Consider the following 17395-nt stretch of genomic DNA (forward strand, 5'->3'; position numbering starts at 1 on the left):
TCAGTCCACGCGTACCGACTCGCGAACGGCGCCAACGTCATGGTTTCCGGCTCCATCTGGCCACTTCCACTGTAGCGCACAGCAATGACGAGCTCACGGACATCTGCCCGAAGAGATGCTCTGCCGATCTCATCCGGCAAGCTGACCGTTACTTAATGCATCCACAGATCCCTCCAGCTACCTCTTGTCATCGGCTAACTAGTAGAGCTCTCGATGATCCGGCGGTTCGCGCCGCTGCGTTTTGAACAGAAATAAACTAGTGAACGACGCTCCCCAGCGTGCACAGGCTTCACCTCATGCCGGTTCCTGCATGTAGTAACAAGTACGCTTCCAAATGGTGGTCGAAACACGTGTTGTTCGTACGCACTAGGATATACCACAAACTCACCCCCCTCAAATTCTCTAGTGAGTTGAACAATCACGGCGTACTCGAAATCAGGGTCGCTCTCAGCATCCAAATGGATGCCAACAAAGGATCCGGTCGGCATACGATGCATTTGGCAGCGGCGAATCACATAATCAGACCATCCTCCTAAGATCTTTTTCAACGAGAGGCGACGGTGTTTCCTTTCGAGTAACTCGATGATTTGAGCTGGAGCTGTACCATGCGCATTGCTAGGAGGGCGGCCGGGCAGATCTACCCTGACGCGTTTCACAAAGACACTGTGTGAATCGCCGGCATCCCCTTCCCGCACCTCCTCCTCTTCGGGAATCTCGGTCTGCAGCTGATCGACCCTTGCCAAGTCATCATCGGTGAACAAGGTCTGGGGGGCGATCAAGACCGTCCCCTTAACCAACAGCTCTATGCGGTATTTTGTGAGAGCCTCTTCTGCAAGCAGGCGGGATTTATCATTTACTGCGCGTGCCATTCGCGTTTACTCCAAGTTCGGACTTAAGGGATCCTTCGCTATCCCCCTGCATCGAGTGGATGGCCTGCTCCCAACGCTCGCCATCAAAATCCTCTTTTCATACGCTTTCGATCGTTCGTTTATCCAAGCATCCAATATTTACGCTGAATCCTGAAGGACTGGATCGAGGCCTGTAGAATGGCTTTACGCCGCAGATCCGGCAAAACGTGTGCCGAGCGACGTTCTTATTAAACTGGTACGAAGTGAGAAATTCTTCGCCGCACTCAATGCCCAATTTGTCGCCAGGCACGAGCAAATGTAAAAATTTCAACATTTGGCAAATTGAGCAATTGCATCGCACTGCGGAAAGCACTCGCGGCGCTCGAACGTAGAATTTCACAGAACCACAATGACAGCGGCCATGGTGGCGGATCTCGGCACCATCGCCTTCGAGGGAAAACCCTGCGAGCAGATCCCGGCACCACTCCAAGCTGTGCCGATAGGCTCGATCAAACTCATCGAAAAAACGGCTACTGCTGTCAGCCGGGACAATTTCGCCAATGAGGCGGCTTGTCATCTCCCCGTGATATTTTTCCGCTGGATCCTCGACGACGACATGGACCCGAAAGTACTCAAGATCGTCTGCCTCCACATCAAAGGTCTTGACCACAGTGGCCGATAGCGACTGGATCATCTCCGCAGCATGCAGTTCGAATGCGACCATGTAGGCGCAACGCACCACGGGGTCTTTCGATGACAGCCCGGCATACAGAGAATGCAGATATCGCTTTGTTGTGGGGCTATAGTTGGGTTTTACTGCCCCGCCGAGTCGTCGCGATGCATCTTTTCTAAATAGGTTCGAGTGGAACTGTTCGGTGGCCAGAATATCGGGTAACGCCGCGTTGGCGGCCCGGAGAACTCGGCTATGACCACCCGTCTCATCCCAACAGATGAAATTTGCGACCACGCTGGTCAGTTCAACATGCCTCGGAAGGTCGCGATTGCTATGCATCGCAGCGAATACAAGGTCCTTTTGGGACCCTGCCTGCAGATATGGGAACGCCTGTGACATCGCCAGGTATTCAGGAATCAGGCTGACAATCTGGTCCTTTGACATCGCCGCAGCGAACGGATGGGGGCCGAACAGCGCTCGCGCTTTCTGTGTCAAATACTCATGGACCGAGATCTGAGGAGGCTGATCCAGTGCAAATTCAGATGCGCGAGAAGACGTCATTTGATCTCTAGCTATTAAGGTGACGCAACTGATCAACGATTTCGTTGGGAAGGCGGTCTATGATGGCGTTGACCATGCATGTGAAACTCCCCTGGGCCGGCACCTTCACGGCAACAGACTGCGGCATGACGAGCTCGGTCCTATTGATGATCGCATCGATGGAAACATGTCCATTTGATTATGGCGGCGACGATGCGCCCGGCAGACTCGACGCGTCACTCGAAAGCAGTAACGCAGTTGAGATCAAGCATTGCGGGCTAACGCCGCGAGTTCGGTTTCTAGCTTCGGTTGATGCTTGAAGATGGCGTCGATCAGCGCTTGCGCTGGTTGTTCGGCCGCTTCAACCAGTGCCGCCTTCTCAGCGCGGGCGGACGGAGCGAACACCCGCTTGACGACAGTCGGCGAGCCCCTAAGACCGCATTTTGAGACGTCCTCGACGCCGGCATCCTGGGCGCTCCATTTCACGATCGGGGCGCGCGCAGCGCGCAAGGCATCCGCCATGGCGCCACGACGAATCTGGTTGGTCGCCTCCAGCATGGTGATCAGGCAGGGCAGCCTGGTGTGCAGAACCTGGACCCCACCTTCGGAGCGCCGCTCTGCTTCAATTGTGCGTGCGGTGAGATCAAGCGACCTGACCTTGGCGACGTAGGTTAGCTGAAGCACGCCTAGCCGCTTTGCGATGCCGGGCCCGACCTGCGCGGTATCGCCGTCGATGGTTTGCTTGCCGGTAAAGATAAGATCTGGCCGGCCATATTCCTTGTCGATCTTTCGAATGGCTGTTGCCAGTGCGTACGTTGTGGCCAGGGTATCGGAGCCCGCAAAGCAACGATCGGTTAGCAGTACCGCGCGATCGGCGCCAAAGGTCAGCGCTTTTCGCAGCGAGTCTTCAGCCGACGGCGGCCCCATTGTAAGCACGGTTATTTTGCCGCCGAACCGATCGCGTAGCTCCAGTGCGGCCTCGAGCGCGAAAAGGTCATATGGGTTGATGATCGTCGGCACGCCCTGGCGCATGATCGTATTGGTGACCGGGTGCACGCGGATCTGTGCAGAATCGGGAACTTGTTTAATGCAGACGACATTGTGCACAGTTCAGCTCCATAAATTGCCACAGCTGCGAAGAAGAACAGCAAGTGTTGTACCAGCGCGCATGATTTCGGAATCAGCTCAACAATACAAAGACTTAGGCGAGCCAGGCGATATCGCCCGACGCTCCCGACGAAGCAATGTCGACACTCGTCGCGACTGCGACAGTGCTGTTCGAGCGACGTGATCGGCAATTGAGCCGGCCCGGGAGAGTTCCTCCTCAACGAGGTGGGTTTTGCTCCAGACGATCAAGATGCGGATACAATCCGTCCGAGCCGGCGTTGGCTTGATATCTCGGTTGAACTATGGATCAACCAAGCCGCTCGCCACGACGACCGAACGCATCGACGCTCGGTGGTGTTCTGCACGTCGAACGCAAGCCGACCTCTCTCCCGGTCGAGCGACCTCATGCTCACAGCTCTCGAGTCCTGTCCGGGTCTCTATCCATCATGAAAACCTGCCGTGGATAGGACCGTCCTCAGAGGAGGGGTAGACCAGCCCCCCCCGAAACCATCGACGATTAACCTGCCACGGCTATTTGCCTCAATGTGATGATCGCAACTCCGGCTCCTGTGTCCTTCTCAAAATCGCTTGATCTCGATTCCGTATTTCCTCAACGCGTAGCCGATCTGGCGCGGAGTAAGTCCGAGCAAGCGCGCTGCCTTTGCTTGAACCCAACCGGATTTTTCCATGGCGGCAATGACCCGTTCGCGATCGGCAATCTTCGCGCCGCTTACGAGGACTGTGCCGGGAGGCCCCAGTGAGGCCAACTCGCTGCCAACAGACGGCAGCGGCGCGTCCGCCTCAGTCACGGGTGTGACAGGACTCGCCGGCATTGGCATGGTTGGTGCAGGCTGGACTGTCATCTCATCCGATGTACTTTTCCAGAGCATCGCGGAAAGGCACTGGCCATGGCAACATGCAAAGTCATTTCTCACGATCGAGGGCCCGGCGGCCAGGGTGGCTGTTCGCTGGATGCAATTTTCGAGTTCGCGGACATTTCCTGGAAATCCGCAGTTCATCAGCACATCGATCGCACTCGCCTCAAAGCTCAGCGTACGGCAGTTCTCGCTGTTGAAATTTTTCAGAAACTCGCTGGCAAGCAACGGAATATCACTTCGCCTTTCGCGCAGCGCTGGCAGCATCAAGGGAACTACGCTGATGCGATAATATAGGTCTGCGCGGAACTCGCTCCTCGCCACAGCCTCTTCAAGATTCCTATTGGTCGCAGCTATGACACGAACATCCACCTTGATGGTCTGGTTACTGCCGACGCGCTCGAACTCCTGCTCTTGCAGAACTCGCAGCAACTTCGCCTGGAACGGGGCCGAAATTTCACCGATCTCGTCAAGAAACAGCGTGCCCTTGTCGGCAAGCTCGAAGCGCCCTTTGCGCGCGCTGAACGCGCCGGTAAAGGCACCCTTCTCGTGACCGAACAATTCGGACTCCAGAACTGTCTCAGGGAGCGCCGCGCAATTCAGCTTGATGAAGGGCCGCTTGGCACGCAACGACAACTCGTGAATGGCCTTGGCTACGAGTTCCTTCCCAGTACCGGATTCACCGCGAAGCAAAACGGTGCTGTTCGATTTAGCGACGACCGCGATCTTCTCGAGCAGCCCGCGCAGCGCCGGGCTGTCGCCGATGATCCCGTGGATCGGTACCTTCTTGCGCTCCCTTGCGGGCTGTCTAAGCTCTGACAGTTGCTTTTGCAGCCGGTCTTTCTCCACCATCAGTCGTTCGCGGTCACAGGCGAACAGGCGATGCAGCTTAACTGTCTGCCCGACCAGGTTGGCGATCATGCCGAGCAGCCGCGCGTCGTAGTCAAGTTGTTGGCTCGACCCGTCGTTCCGAATACGATCAACCGTCAGCGTACCCACGACTTTCGGATCAATACGAATTGGAACCCCGATGAATGACACCGGCATATTGTCTGTGGCGCCGAGCACCTGCAGGTCCGCAGCGCTGAACGCCGGCTCGACTGCCACATTCTCGGCGATCAGGGGTGTGTCCGTCGCGACGATCCGATCGATCGCCTTCCGCGGCAAGTGCATCCGGTAGCGCTCGTCACTACCCTCGCTCCAGCCGGCTCCCACGGCGATGTCCGGCATCCCTTCATCGTCGAAGAGTGAAACGATGCCGTGTCGCATCTGCACAAACGATTGCAGAAGATCGACCACTTTGGCCAATGTCACTTCGAGCCGGCAAGGTGCAGTGAGCACCCTTGATATTTCGAAGATGCCGGTCAGAGCGCTCTCGCACAGCGGTTCGACCGAGACCTCGCGCTCCGTCTCTGACTGTGAGTTAGGTCTTTCGCGTGTGGATGCGATATGCAGCATAACGAGGTCTCCGTTGTTCTGATCGTCCTCCCCTGGCACCTTGTTCGGGTTTGCGAGCGTTTCTTTGCATGTCATGCTCGATCTAGCGCCAAGTGTTGACGAGATGACATAGGAGGGTAACACCTTTTCATGGCACGAGGGTAACTCACAGGGCCTCGATCTCAGCTTTTGCGGAATGGGTGCGTAACGTCGGCGTGAGACGCAAGTTCCACTACTTCGGTTCAAATCAGCTACCTTGCTGGGCCTCGCCGTTTCAAAGATGTTGCCCACCATTGATCGGCACCTCGGCGCCGGTGACATAACTTGCAGCATCCGAACATAGGAAGAAGATGACCTTGGCCACTTCATCGGGTGTTCCCACTCTGCGCAGCGGGATGCTTGGCACGAGACGCGCTTCCGTGTCGAGCGACAACATACTCGTCTGTATTTCGCCGGGTGCGATCGCATTCACGCGAATGCCATGCGGCGCATAATCGTGGGCCATTTCTCGTGTCAGACTTGCAAGCGCAGCTTTCGACGTCGCATACGCACTGCCGGCAAATGGGTGCACCCGCGAGCCCGCGATGGACGTCACGTTGACGATCGATCCTGACGCAGCCCTCAGCTCCTCAAACAGTCCTTGCGCCAGCATTATCGGAGCCACCAGATTGAGATGGAACACCCTCATCCAGGTTTCGGGTGAGGTCGTCAACGACGTTAGCCGGCCACCATTGGACGATTTCGGCGAGACGCCGGCATTGTTCACCAGCGCGTGCAACGGTGCGCCCGCCAACCGTTTCTTGACCTCGGTGATCACGCGCGGCAGCATTCGATGATTGCCAAGATCGACTTGGACATGATCCTCGTTCCCTGACTCCCACGGGCACCGCTCGCGATCGAACGGTTGGCGCGCGCAAGAAATGATCCGCCAGCCCGCCTGCGAAAACAGCTTGGCAGTGGCGTGACCGATTCCGCGTGAGGCGCCGGTCAGCAACATCGCCTTCTTTTCTCCCGGGTGGACGCCGGCGTGGCAGGCATGCACGGGACAACCCGACTGTGTTGCAGACAACAGACCTCCGACCATATCGTCATTTGGCACATCGAGACCCACGCCAGCCTCCCATCCTGTAGCGCCGTCGGCGGACACGTAGCAGGATTTGGGCCATCGCTATGCACGCAAACGCGCCCCGCTTTTGCGTCCTAATGTCGCGCTCGCGTAACAGTTGGAGGCTTAGCGACAAGGCGCGTATGCTTTGCGACAGCGACGGCTTATCACCTACAAAAATGCCGCGCGCACTCGCCCGTGCTACGCGATCAGGGCGTAAAGCACGCCCCGCCTTGCTGGCTCGCAGCCTGACCAGCGAGTGGATGGACAGCGTCTCTCGTCCGAGCAACTATCGGTCAGGATCGCTTTCGCAATGTACAGCCGCATCAACTTGTACAGAACATGACGTAACCAGCTCCATACGTCAGGTTCGCCCGTCACTAGAGCGTGATGAGTTTAGTTTTGGTCATATCCGGCGTTTGCGAAGTAGTTGGCGCATTCGGCCGGTGAGACGGTGCCGAGGATCGGAGCGATAGCATCGTAGACGGCCTCGGTGGTTCGCTGTGCGGCTTTGCGCAACCAGTGTTTGAACTTGGCGAAGAACTGCTCGATCGGATTGAGATCAGGCGAGTATTTCGGCAGGTAGAAGAGCCGGGCGCCGGCGGCACGGATGGCGCGACGCACGGCGTGGGCCTTGTGCGAGCCGAGATTGTCCATGATGACGATGTCGCCGTGCCGCAGGGTCGGGACCAGAACCTTCTCGATATAGACAAGGAAGGCTTCGCCGTTGATCGGCCCCTCGAGGAACCACGGAGCGGTAATGCGATCGTGACGCAAGGCGGCCATGAAGGTCATGGTCCGCCAGCGGCCGTGCGGTACCTTGGCTTTGATACGTTGACCGCGCGGCGCCCAGCCCCGCAGCGGCGCGCCATATTGGTCTTGGTCCAGGTCTCATCGATGAACACCAGCCGAGTGGGATCGATCCGATCCCGATACTTGGTCCACTGCGCCCGCCGACGGGTGACATCGGGACGATCCTGCTCGGCGGCAATCAGCGTCTTTTTTGTAACTGAGCTTCTCGGCGTGGACGAACTCCCACGTCGTGCGGTAATCGACCTTCAGGCCACGCTCAGCGAGTTCGGCCACCAGCCCGCGCACGGTAAAATCGTTTCGGCACCGTTGCATCAGCCATTCGCGGTGCGGCCCCGCAATCTTCTTTGGCCGATAGCCCCCGATCTGGTCTGGCTTGACGCTACCGGTCTCGTGGAAGCGCTGTACCCAGTTGATCGCCGTGCTGATGCCCACCCCAAATTGAGCCGCTGCCTGATGCCGCGACAGGCCACCTTTGATGACAGCTCTCACTACCCGCTCACGAAGGTCGTCCGAATAGGCTCGTCCCATCCATGCTGGCCTCCTTCCCAGCCAGCATGTTGAATCAGAAGCCTTCCGATTTGGGAATCCCAAATCGATTCAAGCTAGACCCATCCCGCTCTAGCGCTGATTTGATCACCATCCTGTCCAGCAGCAGCGCGTCAATTGACGTCGCGACCGCGAGCCGGGGACTGAACGCCTAGCGAGACGTTCCACATAATCGACTCTGAGTGCGCCAGCGCGCTCGAGCGAGAGGACGACCGCCGCGGCGAACGCGCCGCTCGACAGACAGCTTGACCTGCGATCGGGCAGCAGCGACAGCTTCCACTCTACGGGTGCGAGACGAAGACACCGGCGTGTTCCACCTGTAGGCACGGTGGCAGCACTACAAGCGCTCTCTCATCCAGGTTGCGCTTCACTGGATGGTGGCGAGCCAGCGCTTTTCTTCTCCTCTTCAATGAAAAGTCGCGTCGGATCCTCAGGTTGGGCTATGAATTGCCGTCTGGAGAAATAGTGCCAGTACTGCCGGATGCAAAAAGCGGCCATCTGGTCGATGAGACGGGCTATGATTTTCACAAACCCACGAGCTCTTGCGAGGTTTCATCGGTTAAGATCAATCGGCCCGGATCGTTCAGGTCGAACTCTATCACACGTGGCACAAAGAGACGCGCATAGCGCGTGAAGGCGCTCGTTGGGGGAAAGCGAATCACAGTGTCGCAGCGCGCAAGGAGATACATCTCGATAAGGGCTGAAAAGCCGCCCTCGGCTCCGAGCGCGGCGCTGTGCAGAGGCCCGGCCTGAAGCGCCTGGAAACGTTTTGGAATCGTGAAAACATCAGGAAATAAGGCCGAAACCTTCTCAAGAACGAGCGCACTGTCCGTACACAGGAACACCCTCGCAGGCTTGGCGTACGGCAACCCCCTGGCCCTTTCGATGGCACGACAGACCTGCCGCAGGGCGCGCTCCGGATCGGCCCAATAGGGAGCATGCCCCATAATATCCTCGCCGTTGCCGTGTCGAACATGAACGCCGATGATGCTGTACGGCTCAAACTGCTTGCGGTAAATGGCCTCAATCCGTGCCAGAATTTCAGATCGCGGTTTAATGTTGCGAAAGATCTCTCGTTCGGCCTCCTGATCGCAGCGCCACATCAGACAGGCGTCACACACAACCGTGTTAGCGTCACTATCTTCCTCATTTTGGAACAGTTGATCGAGCTCGTCGCGCTCGCGGAAAATTTGCTGATCCGGCCGATAGACGCAGTCGATGGATGGCCTGTTCCACCATCCCGGGAAGAATGGCCCCGGGAATGAGCGGTGGTTGACCTGGTCGTCGCAGATGATCGGTACCCCAGCAATATCGTGAACTGGTTCGAAAAAGACTGGGAAGGCATTGGTGAATGGCTGATCGAGATAACAGGATCCGCGCCAATCGATTGCCAGCGTCCGATCGGTCCGCTGTGCAAAGCGCCAAGCTGCCGCCAGCGACCACAGGCAGTCGCCGAACCCGGTCCTTCGCCTGGAAACAACGAACCGATCGCTCTTTAAACCGCTAACCATACGCATTGCCTCGCGGGCTCCTGGGTGGACATAAGACGTCATTATAGATGCATCTCGTGTGATCGCATCCGTTGTCATCGGCGGCACTCGTGATGCCGGCGAGCTGCGTCGGTAGAATTTCATGGCGGCGTGCCTCTGATGGAAGATGTTCTCTGAATGCTTTCCGATTGCACTTCCATTCAGAGACGCTGCGCCGACGTACCCGATTTCGGTCCGATACCGTTTCGCCCTATCCCGGTCCCGCCCCGCATGCATTGCCAGGGTCATTCGTGAGCTCAGCCTGAGCTTCACTTTTCCTTTTATTGCAGTCGCAGGCCGCGCGCGGCGGACGCAGCCGAACACAGCGCTGCTCCCACGCGAGCCGCAGTTCCTTCACGATATCTTCACGCTTGTCGTGATCGGCCATGGTCGTGTCTAGAAGCCAGCCAAGCGGCGCCTCGCCCTCGATTCGCATCAGCAGCTCGAATAACTCATGTGAAATGCGTATGCTGTCGCGGCCCGAAGGTCCCGTACGGATCTCGCAGACCGTTTCCTGGCGATCTGCCGCAGTGTAGGAGCGAACGCGATGAAGGGACGCATAAGGCGGCAATGAAACGCTTAGCGCACCCCAATCCTGCAGCCTTGCCGCTCGCTTCTTGACGAGGAACGGCCCCGCAACAAGTCCGTCTAGGTCGGTCGTCAAAAATGTCGTGATCGCGTCTGCAACCGAATCCACGATCGGCTCGGCATTGTTGTTGAATGACGTATTCAGAAGCACTGGGATGCCAGTGCGCTTTTTAAACGCATTGATAACATCCCAATAGGCGGGGTTTGTCTTGCGCGATACTGTTTGCAGCCGAGCGGTACCATCGACGTGCGTGATTGCGCCGAGCACCTTACGCTGGGCTTCGCGCACCCGGACCACGAAATTCATGAAGGGAAAGTCCTGCTTGCCGTCAGGGAGCTCGAAGAACTCGTTCGCATTCTCCTCCAGCACCGATGGCGCAAACGGACGATAGCCCTCGCGTTTTTTGACCATTGCATTGATCCGGTCCTTGTTTTCGGCTGGCCGCGGGTCCGCAAGAATGCTCCGGTTGCCGAGCGCACGCGGCCCGAACTCAGAGCGGCCCTGAACCCAGCCGATCACGGCGCCATTTGCCATCCAGTCGGCCGCACTTGCTGCTATGTCGTCACATCGTTGAATGTCGAGATGACCGGACCATGCATTGAGCTCCTGTTCCACGGCTTGCTCGTTTCCGAGGCCGGGCCCCCAATATACGTCTGACAGCCGCTCGCGCGGGGTTGGCCTGCCCAGCTCGCTCGACATCATCAATGCGGCGCCAAGCGCGCATCCGGCGTCGTGGGCCGCGGGTTGGACGAAGATGTCGTCGAAAAGGCCGGAATAGAGTAGCTTACCGTTGACGGTGCAGTTATGAGCTACCCCTCCAGCTAGGCACAAACGCGTGATGCCTGTCGTTTCGCGATAGTGTAGCAGGACATGAAACACGATCCGCTCCAGAGCTTCCTGCAGCGATGCGCTGACATCCCGATGCTGCTGGGTAAACGGCATTCCCTTTCGTCGGACCTGGATGTTTCGGAGCAGCGCCGGACCGATGCGGTCGTGGTGGACGCGATAGTCTCCATTGTCCAACAACTCGTAGAGCTGTGCGAACAGCTCGCGATAAGGAGCGGGGTCCCCGTAGGGAGCAAGCCCCATCACCTTGTACTCGTCGAACAACCCGTAGCCGAGGTAACGGATCGTTTCGAGATAGAACAATCCCAGAGAGTTGCTTTCTGGGAAGCGTGCAAGTTGCGTCATTCCGGTGCCCGACCCTACCGCCAATAGGCCCGAGAGAAAATCGCCACCGCCGTCAACCGAAAAAATGAGGCTTTGCTCGAATCCAGACATGGCAAACGCGCTCACCGCATGCGCTTCATGGTGATTTACGAATGAAATCCGCGACGCATCGACCTCGGTACCGAACTCCCGTGCCAATAGCTGTCGCAGCAACAGTTTGGCGTCCAGCGGAAGCGGCTGAGAAACAGCTAGGCGCTCGAGCATAGTGTTGCAGTACGCCTCAGTCGCGTAGAACGCGATGCGATCGATCTGGTGAAGCTCGACTCCCGCAGCCGAAAGACAGTATCGCATCGCGTTGCTTGGGAACTTGTTGGAGTGCTTAACTCGATTGAGGCGCTCCTCTTCGACGGCAGCGATCACGCGGCCATCCTGTACAAGAACCGCAGCGCCATCGTGCAAGAATGTATTCGGCAGCTCGGGCGAGCTTTCATGAATTCTGTCCAGACCGCCACATATTCCCAGACACAACATCTCGTTCTCCATTTGATCATGACGGGACGACCAATGGCCGTTCCAGCTGCTTCGTATTATCGCGCTCCGTCGGCCGCGCGGGGCCGTAGCACAACCCAAGGCTCTCCCAACGCCGCCCGGACACGGCGCTCAGCCCGTTGAAGTGCCGGAGCCCCGCATCGATCAACCGAACAGGCTGGTGTCGACCTGGCTTGATCGCGTCCTCTTACAGGCATTGCAACTGCTGCCATGGCAGGTCGGGCCTTGTCCGACTCACCACAGAGAGCATGGTGCGACTGCATCAGCTGGATTCTCCCGGTTATCTTAGTTCTTTTCGTCAACGCAGCAGCCGGCGCCGCAACAGTGCGGTCGATACGAAGAAGGGCAACACCGCGTATATGCAAAGCGCACCTACATGAAACAAAGCGCCGCCAGCCTCGCGCTCTAGCATCGCGGGGCGAATGAGGTCGACCGAATGCGCTAGCGGCAACAAGTCGGCGAAGTGCTGAAATGAGCTAGGCAGTTGGCTCATCGGAAACACCGCGCCACACAGAAACACCATAGGGGTAAGGACAAGCGTCTGGTAAAACACGAAGTAGTCGTAACTTGGCGCAAGAGATATGACGACCATTGCCAGGCTGGCGAAGACAAGCCCAGTAAGCGCGACGGTCGGCATCGCATAGAAAATGGAAAGCCAAGACGCATAGCCAAGCGTGGCAGCGACAAGCCCGATTGCCGTCCCGGCAAGAACGGATTTGCTGGCCGCCCAAACCAATTCGCCTAAAACGATATCGCCAAGCGTGAGCTGTGTGGACAGGATTGCTTCCCAGGTACGATTGGCATCCATGCGAGCAAAGGTTGCATACATGGTTTCAAACGTTGCGGCAGTCATGGCGCTGGTCGCAACCATGCCCGCAGCCAAAAATGCGATGTAGGAAGTTCCCTCAACGGGCCCGACGATGAGACCGAGGCCGAAGCCAAGGCCAAAAAGATGGGTTATAGGATCTGCGAGGTTGCCGAGAACCGACGCAAGCGCAACTTTCCTCCATGCCAGGCAATTTCGACGCCATACCGCGACCCAGTTGTAGGCGTTAGCGGGCAGGACCCCCGCATAACCTTCACTCATCACTCATTTCTCCATCTCGCGTCCGGTCAGGCGCATGAACACGTCCTCGAGATTTGCCGGACGCTGCAGAATGCGCAGACCCGCTCGCCCGCGCAGCTGGATGCGCACCTGCTCGGGATATTGCGCATAGCAAAACAGCGTCTCTCCGCTCACTTCGAGGTGACGTACATAGGGCTTGAGTATCTCACGCAGCTCTTGCGGATGACCGCCATAGATCTCAATCACGTTGCATCCGACCTGTTCGTCGATCAACGCTTGCGGTTTGCCTTCGGCAATCTTGCGTCCATCCTCCAGCACACACAGCCGATCGCATAGACGTTCGGCCTCTTCCATGAAGTGAGTGGTCAGTAGGATCGTCTTGCCACGGGCCAACAAAACTCGCAGACGTTCCCAGATCAGGTGGCGGGCGTGCGGATCCAGACCCGTCGTCGGCTCGTCCATTACCAGCAGATGCGGGTCATTGATCAATGCACGCGCCAGCGTCAGCCGCCGCTTCATGCCACCTGAAAGCTCGGCGACGCGCACATCCACCTTGCTTTCGAGTCGCGCAAACTCAAGCAACGACGGCAGGAGCGCCTCGATCTTTCGAGCGCTCATGCCGAAGTATCTGCCAAATACCACGAGGTTTTCTCGTACGGTAAACCCGAGTTCAAGGTTGTCGAACTGCGGCACCACGCCGATGCGCACACGTGCCACTCGAGCGCGTGCAGGCACGGGCTCATCAAGGACGGTAACCTTGCCTTCATCCGGCGCAATCATGCCGAGAAGCATACGCGCAATGGTGCTCTTGCCAGCTCCATTAGGCCCGAGCAGGCCAAAGCACTCTCCGCGTGCAACCGAGAACGACAGTTCATTGACGATGATCTTGCCGCCAAAGGACTTTTTTACGCCGGCAATGTCGATGGCTACGGTGGACATGTTCACCTTAGGTTGGCAGAAGTCGTTGAGCCGAAGATGGCGTCCCTACGGCCGTCTTGGTCCAGAGCAGGCCGTCACACCACACATGTTCAACGCGTCCCCATTGGCAAGCCGCGGCAACATCCGGGAAGACGCCACGGCCGTGAACATTGGCGCTCGTATTGCAGAGCAGCGGAATGCCGGTGAGTTTCTCAAATTCGACGAGGAGCTCGGCAATCTTGTGTGAAGAGTTGCGGGAGATTGTCTGCAGTCGCGCAGAGCCGTCCAAATGGACGACGGCGGCGACCTTGTCGCGCCACTCCGTCCTAGTCTGGTGATCGAACAGCATGTACGGATCCGGCGTACCTGGGTTGAATATCTCTGGCGCCCGATCCTCTAGGCAAATCGGCGCCACCGGTCGGAAGTATTCGCGGCGCTTGATGTCGTTGAGACGATCCTTCATTGCCGGCGAGGTCGCGGCCGCAAGAATGCTTCTGCCGCCCAACGCCCGCGGCCCAAGCTCCGCGCGCCCGGAAAGGAAGATCACCGGCTCGTTGTCGGCGAGAATGGCCGCAAGATCGCGCAGACTGCACGGCGCGGCCTGCCATTCTGGCGGAACCTCGCTGGCTTGCAGGGCAGGACCACTGTAGACTGACCATTCCAGTGGCACGAACCCATCTTGCGCCGCCAGCGCACTGCAAGCAGCACCGATTGCCGAGCCGCTGTCATTCGGAAATGGCGGCACCCAGACGTCATCGAACAGTCCCGTCGCGCGAAGCGCACTATTCCACTTGATGTTAAGACCGCAGCCGCCGGCTATACATAGATTCCGCGCTCCCGGAAGCGACGAATGCCGCAGCAACACCATTGCGATTTCCCGGATAAGAAGACGTTCCAGGAACACATGAAACGACGCAAGGACGTCCTCCGCTCGCTTGGCCATCAGGCGCAGTCTGCTCGCCTCGAAAAAGTCGTGCATAGTTGCGAGTGACGCTTCGGCATTGTTGATGTCTGCGCGATAGCGACGAGCCTGCTGCGTGTCCGCCGCGAAGCGCCTGTCGTAGAGCTCCTGAAACACTGCCACAATGCTTTCATCGGCAGAACCAAGCGCGACGTAGGCCATCAATTTGCCGGCGATGCCCAAGTCCGAATTGGTGCGATTCGGCCGACTGTAAGGCCCGAAGTGAAGGCCGGCGACAGCATAGGCGTGGCCAATCATCGGAAACAGGCATCCAACGAGCCGCCCCCCCTGTGGTTCAACATAGTAAAGACGTGGAGAGATCCAGCCGTCCCATACCAGACAGAACGCGGGCCTACCCGAGACGGCAAAGGGGCTGGTGCTATATGCTGAGGCAACGTGGCCGGTGACGTGCGGGTAACTCTTGTAGGGAAACACCTTGCCGCCAAGGATCAAGCCAAAACCGTCGACGCAATCAAGAAGGCCCTCAGCACGGCGCTCGACATATGGCGCCCCTTTCAGCGCGATCGGCACGGCCCCACTGAGGACCAGGAATTGCGACTCGCGCTCGCCATCCCCGCCGTCGATGACGAACTGATCAATATCACGCGGATCCAGGCCGTGCTCCGCCAATGCAAGTACAACTGCATCGAGATTATCGATGGATTGATAGCGAAGATTATTGCCGCGCTTCTCTTGCTCGGTGCAAAAGACAAGCCGCCCATCCTCGACGACAGCAATTGCCCCGTCATGTGTCAACTTGATGCCGCAGATGCGCATACGCCCCCCGGCCCAACGACCGCAATTTGATTGTTTCGACGAGTTATTCGACTTCCGGAACAGAACGAGCAGGCAATCTTGGTCGACCGAACCAGTCTGGCAATGCTGACGCTCGATTCGGATAAACTCTCATTCAAGAGAGCGATCGCCGTCTCAGCAGCATGCCCCCAGCGTCGACAAGCATCACGCGCGAAGACCAGCGCGCCATTTGGCGCAAGCATGCTCACCATGACCGCCTCTCCGTTCTTTGCCGTGCGCGCTCAATCCTGTGGCATGACATCCTGCACGGTAATTCGCTGGCAGTGGGGTCCCAGCATTTCCGTGAATGCGAAGGCTGCACCTGCGACTTCAAGGGCACGCGCAACTTCCCCATTGGAACGCGACATCCGAAACATTTGCGCGTAAGGCTCCTGTTCCAACGGGTTACTGTCGAGCTGCCACTGATCACCAACAGCAAGACCACGCTCGAGCAGATGATCGTTCTTGTCCAGTCTCATGGGTCGATTAACCTGTTGTTATTGGCTCGATCAATCGCCACCGCACACATTGTCAGTCGCCGGCACGCCCGAGGAACCGCGCGACCTCCGCTTGCGAATTGCTTCAACAATTTCTGCAGTAGCTGCAGCGCTCGATCCAGTGTTAGTAGCCGGGATAGTGGCCTTCTTCTCCCCTGCGCTCGGCACATTGACGAGCTTACGCGACAGCCAATCGCTGTTGCTCAATGTACAAAGCGCATAAGCCTTCAACGGAAGTAGGATAAATATATTGATGGGCGTATGGAGCGAGAAGCCGATAAAGCGCAATTCGCGGGCACGAAACGCCGCGACACTGCACCGGGTTATTGTCATTGCAGCAATTGTCAATCCCGTCCACCAGGGCACCGAACCGCCGACTGCGAGCTGTGCGAGCGCAGCCAGTGATGACAAGGCGAGGAGTAAAGGGCCGAGATTTTGTCCGACAACGTCTAGCGTGAGATAGCCATCGAGTTCGGGCAGCAGGCGCAATGCAAGAAACGTGTCCCGAAAGGTACTCCGTGCCCAACGCAGTTGCTGACGCAGATACGGCCCAAGGCTGTCGGGTACGACTGTTGCCGCGATGGCATCCGGGACATACTCGGTTCGAAACCCCGCTTTGAGCATGAGGATAGTTAGGTGGCGATCCTCGCCAAAATCGCTCGGCTTTCCGCGAAAGAGTTGCGTTTCGTATTGATCAAGCAGCAAAGCGAGGGCGGAGCGACGATACATCGCGCAGGGGCCGCAGCAGCACATGACTGCACCGAAGCGAGCCTGTGCCGCGCGCTCTTCGTTGCACGCTAGCCAGTATTCCATATCGATTAGCTTGGTCAGCCAGGTTTGGCTGCGGTTGCTCGCTATCAACTGGCCCATGGCGGCGCCGACTTCCGGCTCCTGCATCTTCAATGCAAGCTTCTTGACCACGTCAGCGGCTAGTATCGTATCCGAGTCGACGTTGAGCACCAGGTTCCCGGACGAGCTACGTATAACGGCGATCTGCGCCTTGCGCTTTCCAACGTTCTTGGCCAGCAGGATGATGCTGAATCTCGGATCGTTCGCATAGAGGTCGTGTACAGGCCCCACGACATCGCGATTTGCAGATCCGTCGTCGACCACATAGACCTGCAGTCTTCCACCGTAGTCTTGACCTGCAATCGACTCGAGACATTTGGAGAGCGTATTCGGGTCCTCGTTGAAGCAAGGCACGATGACGTCCACGCTGGGCAGAGCTACCTCGGATTGGCCCATATCGGTCTGCAGCGACGAGGTATTCGCCGGCTGAGCATAGAGCGCTTGCGCGCTCTTGTAGACAGTTGAGAGCAGCGCATAAGACGAAACGGCGACAGCGCTGGTTGTAGCGAGCAGGTCCATTTTGGGGCC

Annotated in this window: 13 protein-coding genes and 1 pseudogene; all 14 read right to left on the minus strand. The window is 57.8% G+C overall.

All coding sequences use genetic code 11. The features are described from left to right. Positions 1 to 194: 194 nt before the first annotated feature. Entirely contained in the window at positions 195 to 869 is a 675-nt protein-coding gene (locus tag G6P99_RS38620) for a 2OG-Fe(II) oxygenase (protein ID WP_029084981.1), read from the minus strand. Between the two features lie 97 nt (positions 870 to 966). Then, positions 967 to 2082 carry a GFA family protein gene (locus tag G6P99_RS38625; RefSeq protein ID WP_165125944.1) on the minus strand — a complete coding sequence of 372 codons (1116 nt, stop codon included), beginning with the start codon at positions 2080 to 2082 and terminating at the stop codon, positions 967 to 969. A 243-nt stretch (positions 2083 to 2325) separates the two neighbouring features. After that, complete coding sequence (locus G6P99_RS38630; RefSeq protein WP_029084979.1) at positions 2326 to 3168, minus strand: electron transfer flavoprotein subunit beta/FixA family protein; 843 nt, start codon at positions 3166 to 3168, stop codon at positions 2326 to 2328. 578 nt (positions 3169 to 3746) lie between these two features. Further along, entirely contained in the window at positions 3747 to 5501 is a 1755-nt protein-coding gene (gene nifA, locus G6P99_RS38635; protein WP_029084978.1) for a nif-specific transcriptional activator NifA, read from the minus strand. A gap of 253 nt (positions 5502 to 5754) precedes the next feature. Further along, positions 5755 to 6591, minus strand: a complete 837-nt coding sequence (locus tag G6P99_RS38640; RefSeq protein WP_029084977.1) for an SDR family NAD(P)-dependent oxidoreductase — start codon at positions 6589 to 6591, stop codon at positions 5755 to 5757. Positions 6592 to 6981: 390 nt separating this feature from the next. Next, a pseudogene (locus G6P99_RS38645) lies at positions 6982 to 7926 on the minus strand (IS630 family transposase). A gap of 542 nt (positions 7927 to 8468) precedes the next feature. Next, positions 8469 to 9578 (minus strand): nodulation protein NodZ, encoded by a 1110-nt coding sequence (locus G6P99_RS38650; protein ID WP_084518721.1) that lies wholly within the window; start codon positions 9576 to 9578, stop codon positions 8469 to 8471. Positions 9579 to 9684: 106 nt separating this feature from the next. Beyond that, a complete protein-coding gene (locus tag G6P99_RS38655; RefSeq protein ID WP_165129156.1) occupies positions 9685 to 11763 on the minus strand; it encodes a carbamoyltransferase family protein in 2079 nt (692 codons plus the stop codon). Positions 11764 to 12079: 316 nt separating this feature from the next. Continuing rightward, complete coding sequence (locus tag G6P99_RS38660; protein ID WP_029084506.1) at positions 12080 to 12868, minus strand: ABC transporter permease; 789 nt, start codon at positions 12866 to 12868, stop codon at positions 12080 to 12082. A gap of 3 nt (positions 12869 to 12871) precedes the next feature. Further along, a complete protein-coding gene (nodI, locus tag G6P99_RS38665; protein ID WP_224496934.1) occupies positions 12872 to 13792 on the minus strand; it encodes a nodulation factor ABC transporter ATP-binding protein NodI in 921 nt (306 codons plus the stop codon). Between the two features lies 1 nt (position 13793). Continuing rightward, positions 13794 to 15503, minus strand: a complete 1710-nt coding sequence (gene nodU / locus G6P99_RS38670) for a nodulation protein NodU (protein ID WP_165129158.1) — start codon at positions 15501 to 15503, stop codon at positions 13794 to 13796. Then, positions 15479 to 15733 (minus strand): SAM-dependent methyltransferase, encoded by a 255-nt coding sequence (locus G6P99_RS47830; RefSeq protein WP_334261874.1) that lies wholly within the window; start codon positions 15731 to 15733, stop codon positions 15479 to 15481. The genes nodU and G6P99_RS47830 overlap by 25 nt, the downstream gene beginning before the upstream one ends. A gap of 30 nt (positions 15734 to 15763) precedes the next feature. Then, positions 15764 to 16000, minus strand: a complete 237-nt coding sequence (locus tag G6P99_RS38680; protein ID WP_334261875.1) for an SAM-dependent methyltransferase — start codon at positions 15998 to 16000, stop codon at positions 15764 to 15766. A 30-nt stretch (positions 16001 to 16030) separates the two neighbouring features. Beyond that, positions 16031 to 17386 (minus strand): chitooligosaccharide synthase NodC, encoded by a 1356-nt coding sequence (nodC, locus tag G6P99_RS38685; protein ID WP_029084504.1) that lies wholly within the window; start codon positions 17384 to 17386, stop codon positions 16031 to 16033. Between the last annotated feature and the right edge of the window lie 9 nt (positions 17387 to 17395).

The organism is Bradyrhizobium sp. 6(2017) (assembly GCF_011058295.2).
Taxonomy (GTDB): Bacteria; Pseudomonadota; Alphaproteobacteria; order Rhizobiales; family Xanthobacteraceae; genus Bradyrhizobium; species Bradyrhizobium septentrionale.

Excerpts from the sequence above, each read along its gene's own strand:
- G6P99_RS38620 (WP_029084981.1), bottom strand. The coding sequence starts at position 869 with ATGGCACGCGCAGTAAATGATAAATCCCGCCTGCTTGCAGAAGAGGCT.
- G6P99_RS38625 (WP_165125944.1), bottom strand. The coding sequence starts at position 2,082 with ATGACGTCTTCTCGCGCATCTGAATTTGCACTGGATCAGCCTCCTCAG.
- nifA (WP_029084978.1), bottom strand. The coding sequence starts at position 5,501 with ATGCTGCATATCGCATCCACACGCGAAAGACCTAACTCACAGTCAGAG.
- G6P99_RS38650 (WP_084518721.1), bottom strand. The coding sequence starts at position 9,578 with ATGAAATTCTACCGACGCAGCTCGCCGGCATCACGAGTGCCGCCGATG.
- G6P99_RS38655 (WP_165129156.1), bottom strand. The coding sequence starts at position 11,763 with ATGTTGTGTCTGGGAATATGTGGCGGTCTGGACAGAATTCATGAAAGC.
- G6P99_RS38660 (WP_029084506.1), bottom strand. The coding sequence starts at position 12,868 with ATGAGTGAAGGTTATGCGGGGGTCCTGCCCGCTAACGCCTACAACTGG.
- nodU (WP_165129158.1), bottom strand. The coding sequence starts at position 15,503 with ATGCGCATCTGCGGCATCAAGTTGACACATGACGGGGCAATTGCTGTC.
- G6P99_RS47830 (WP_334261874.1), bottom strand. The coding sequence starts at position 15,733 with ATGGTGAGCATGCTTGCGCCAAATGGCGCGCTGGTCTTCGCGCGTGAT.
- G6P99_RS38680 (WP_334261875.1), bottom strand. The coding sequence starts at position 16,000 with ATGAGACTGGACAAGAACGATCATCTGCTCGAGCGTGGTCTTGCTGTT.
- nodC (WP_029084504.1), bottom strand. The coding sequence starts at position 17,386 with ATGGACCTGCTCGCTACAACCAGCGCTGTCGCCGTTTCGTCTTATGCG.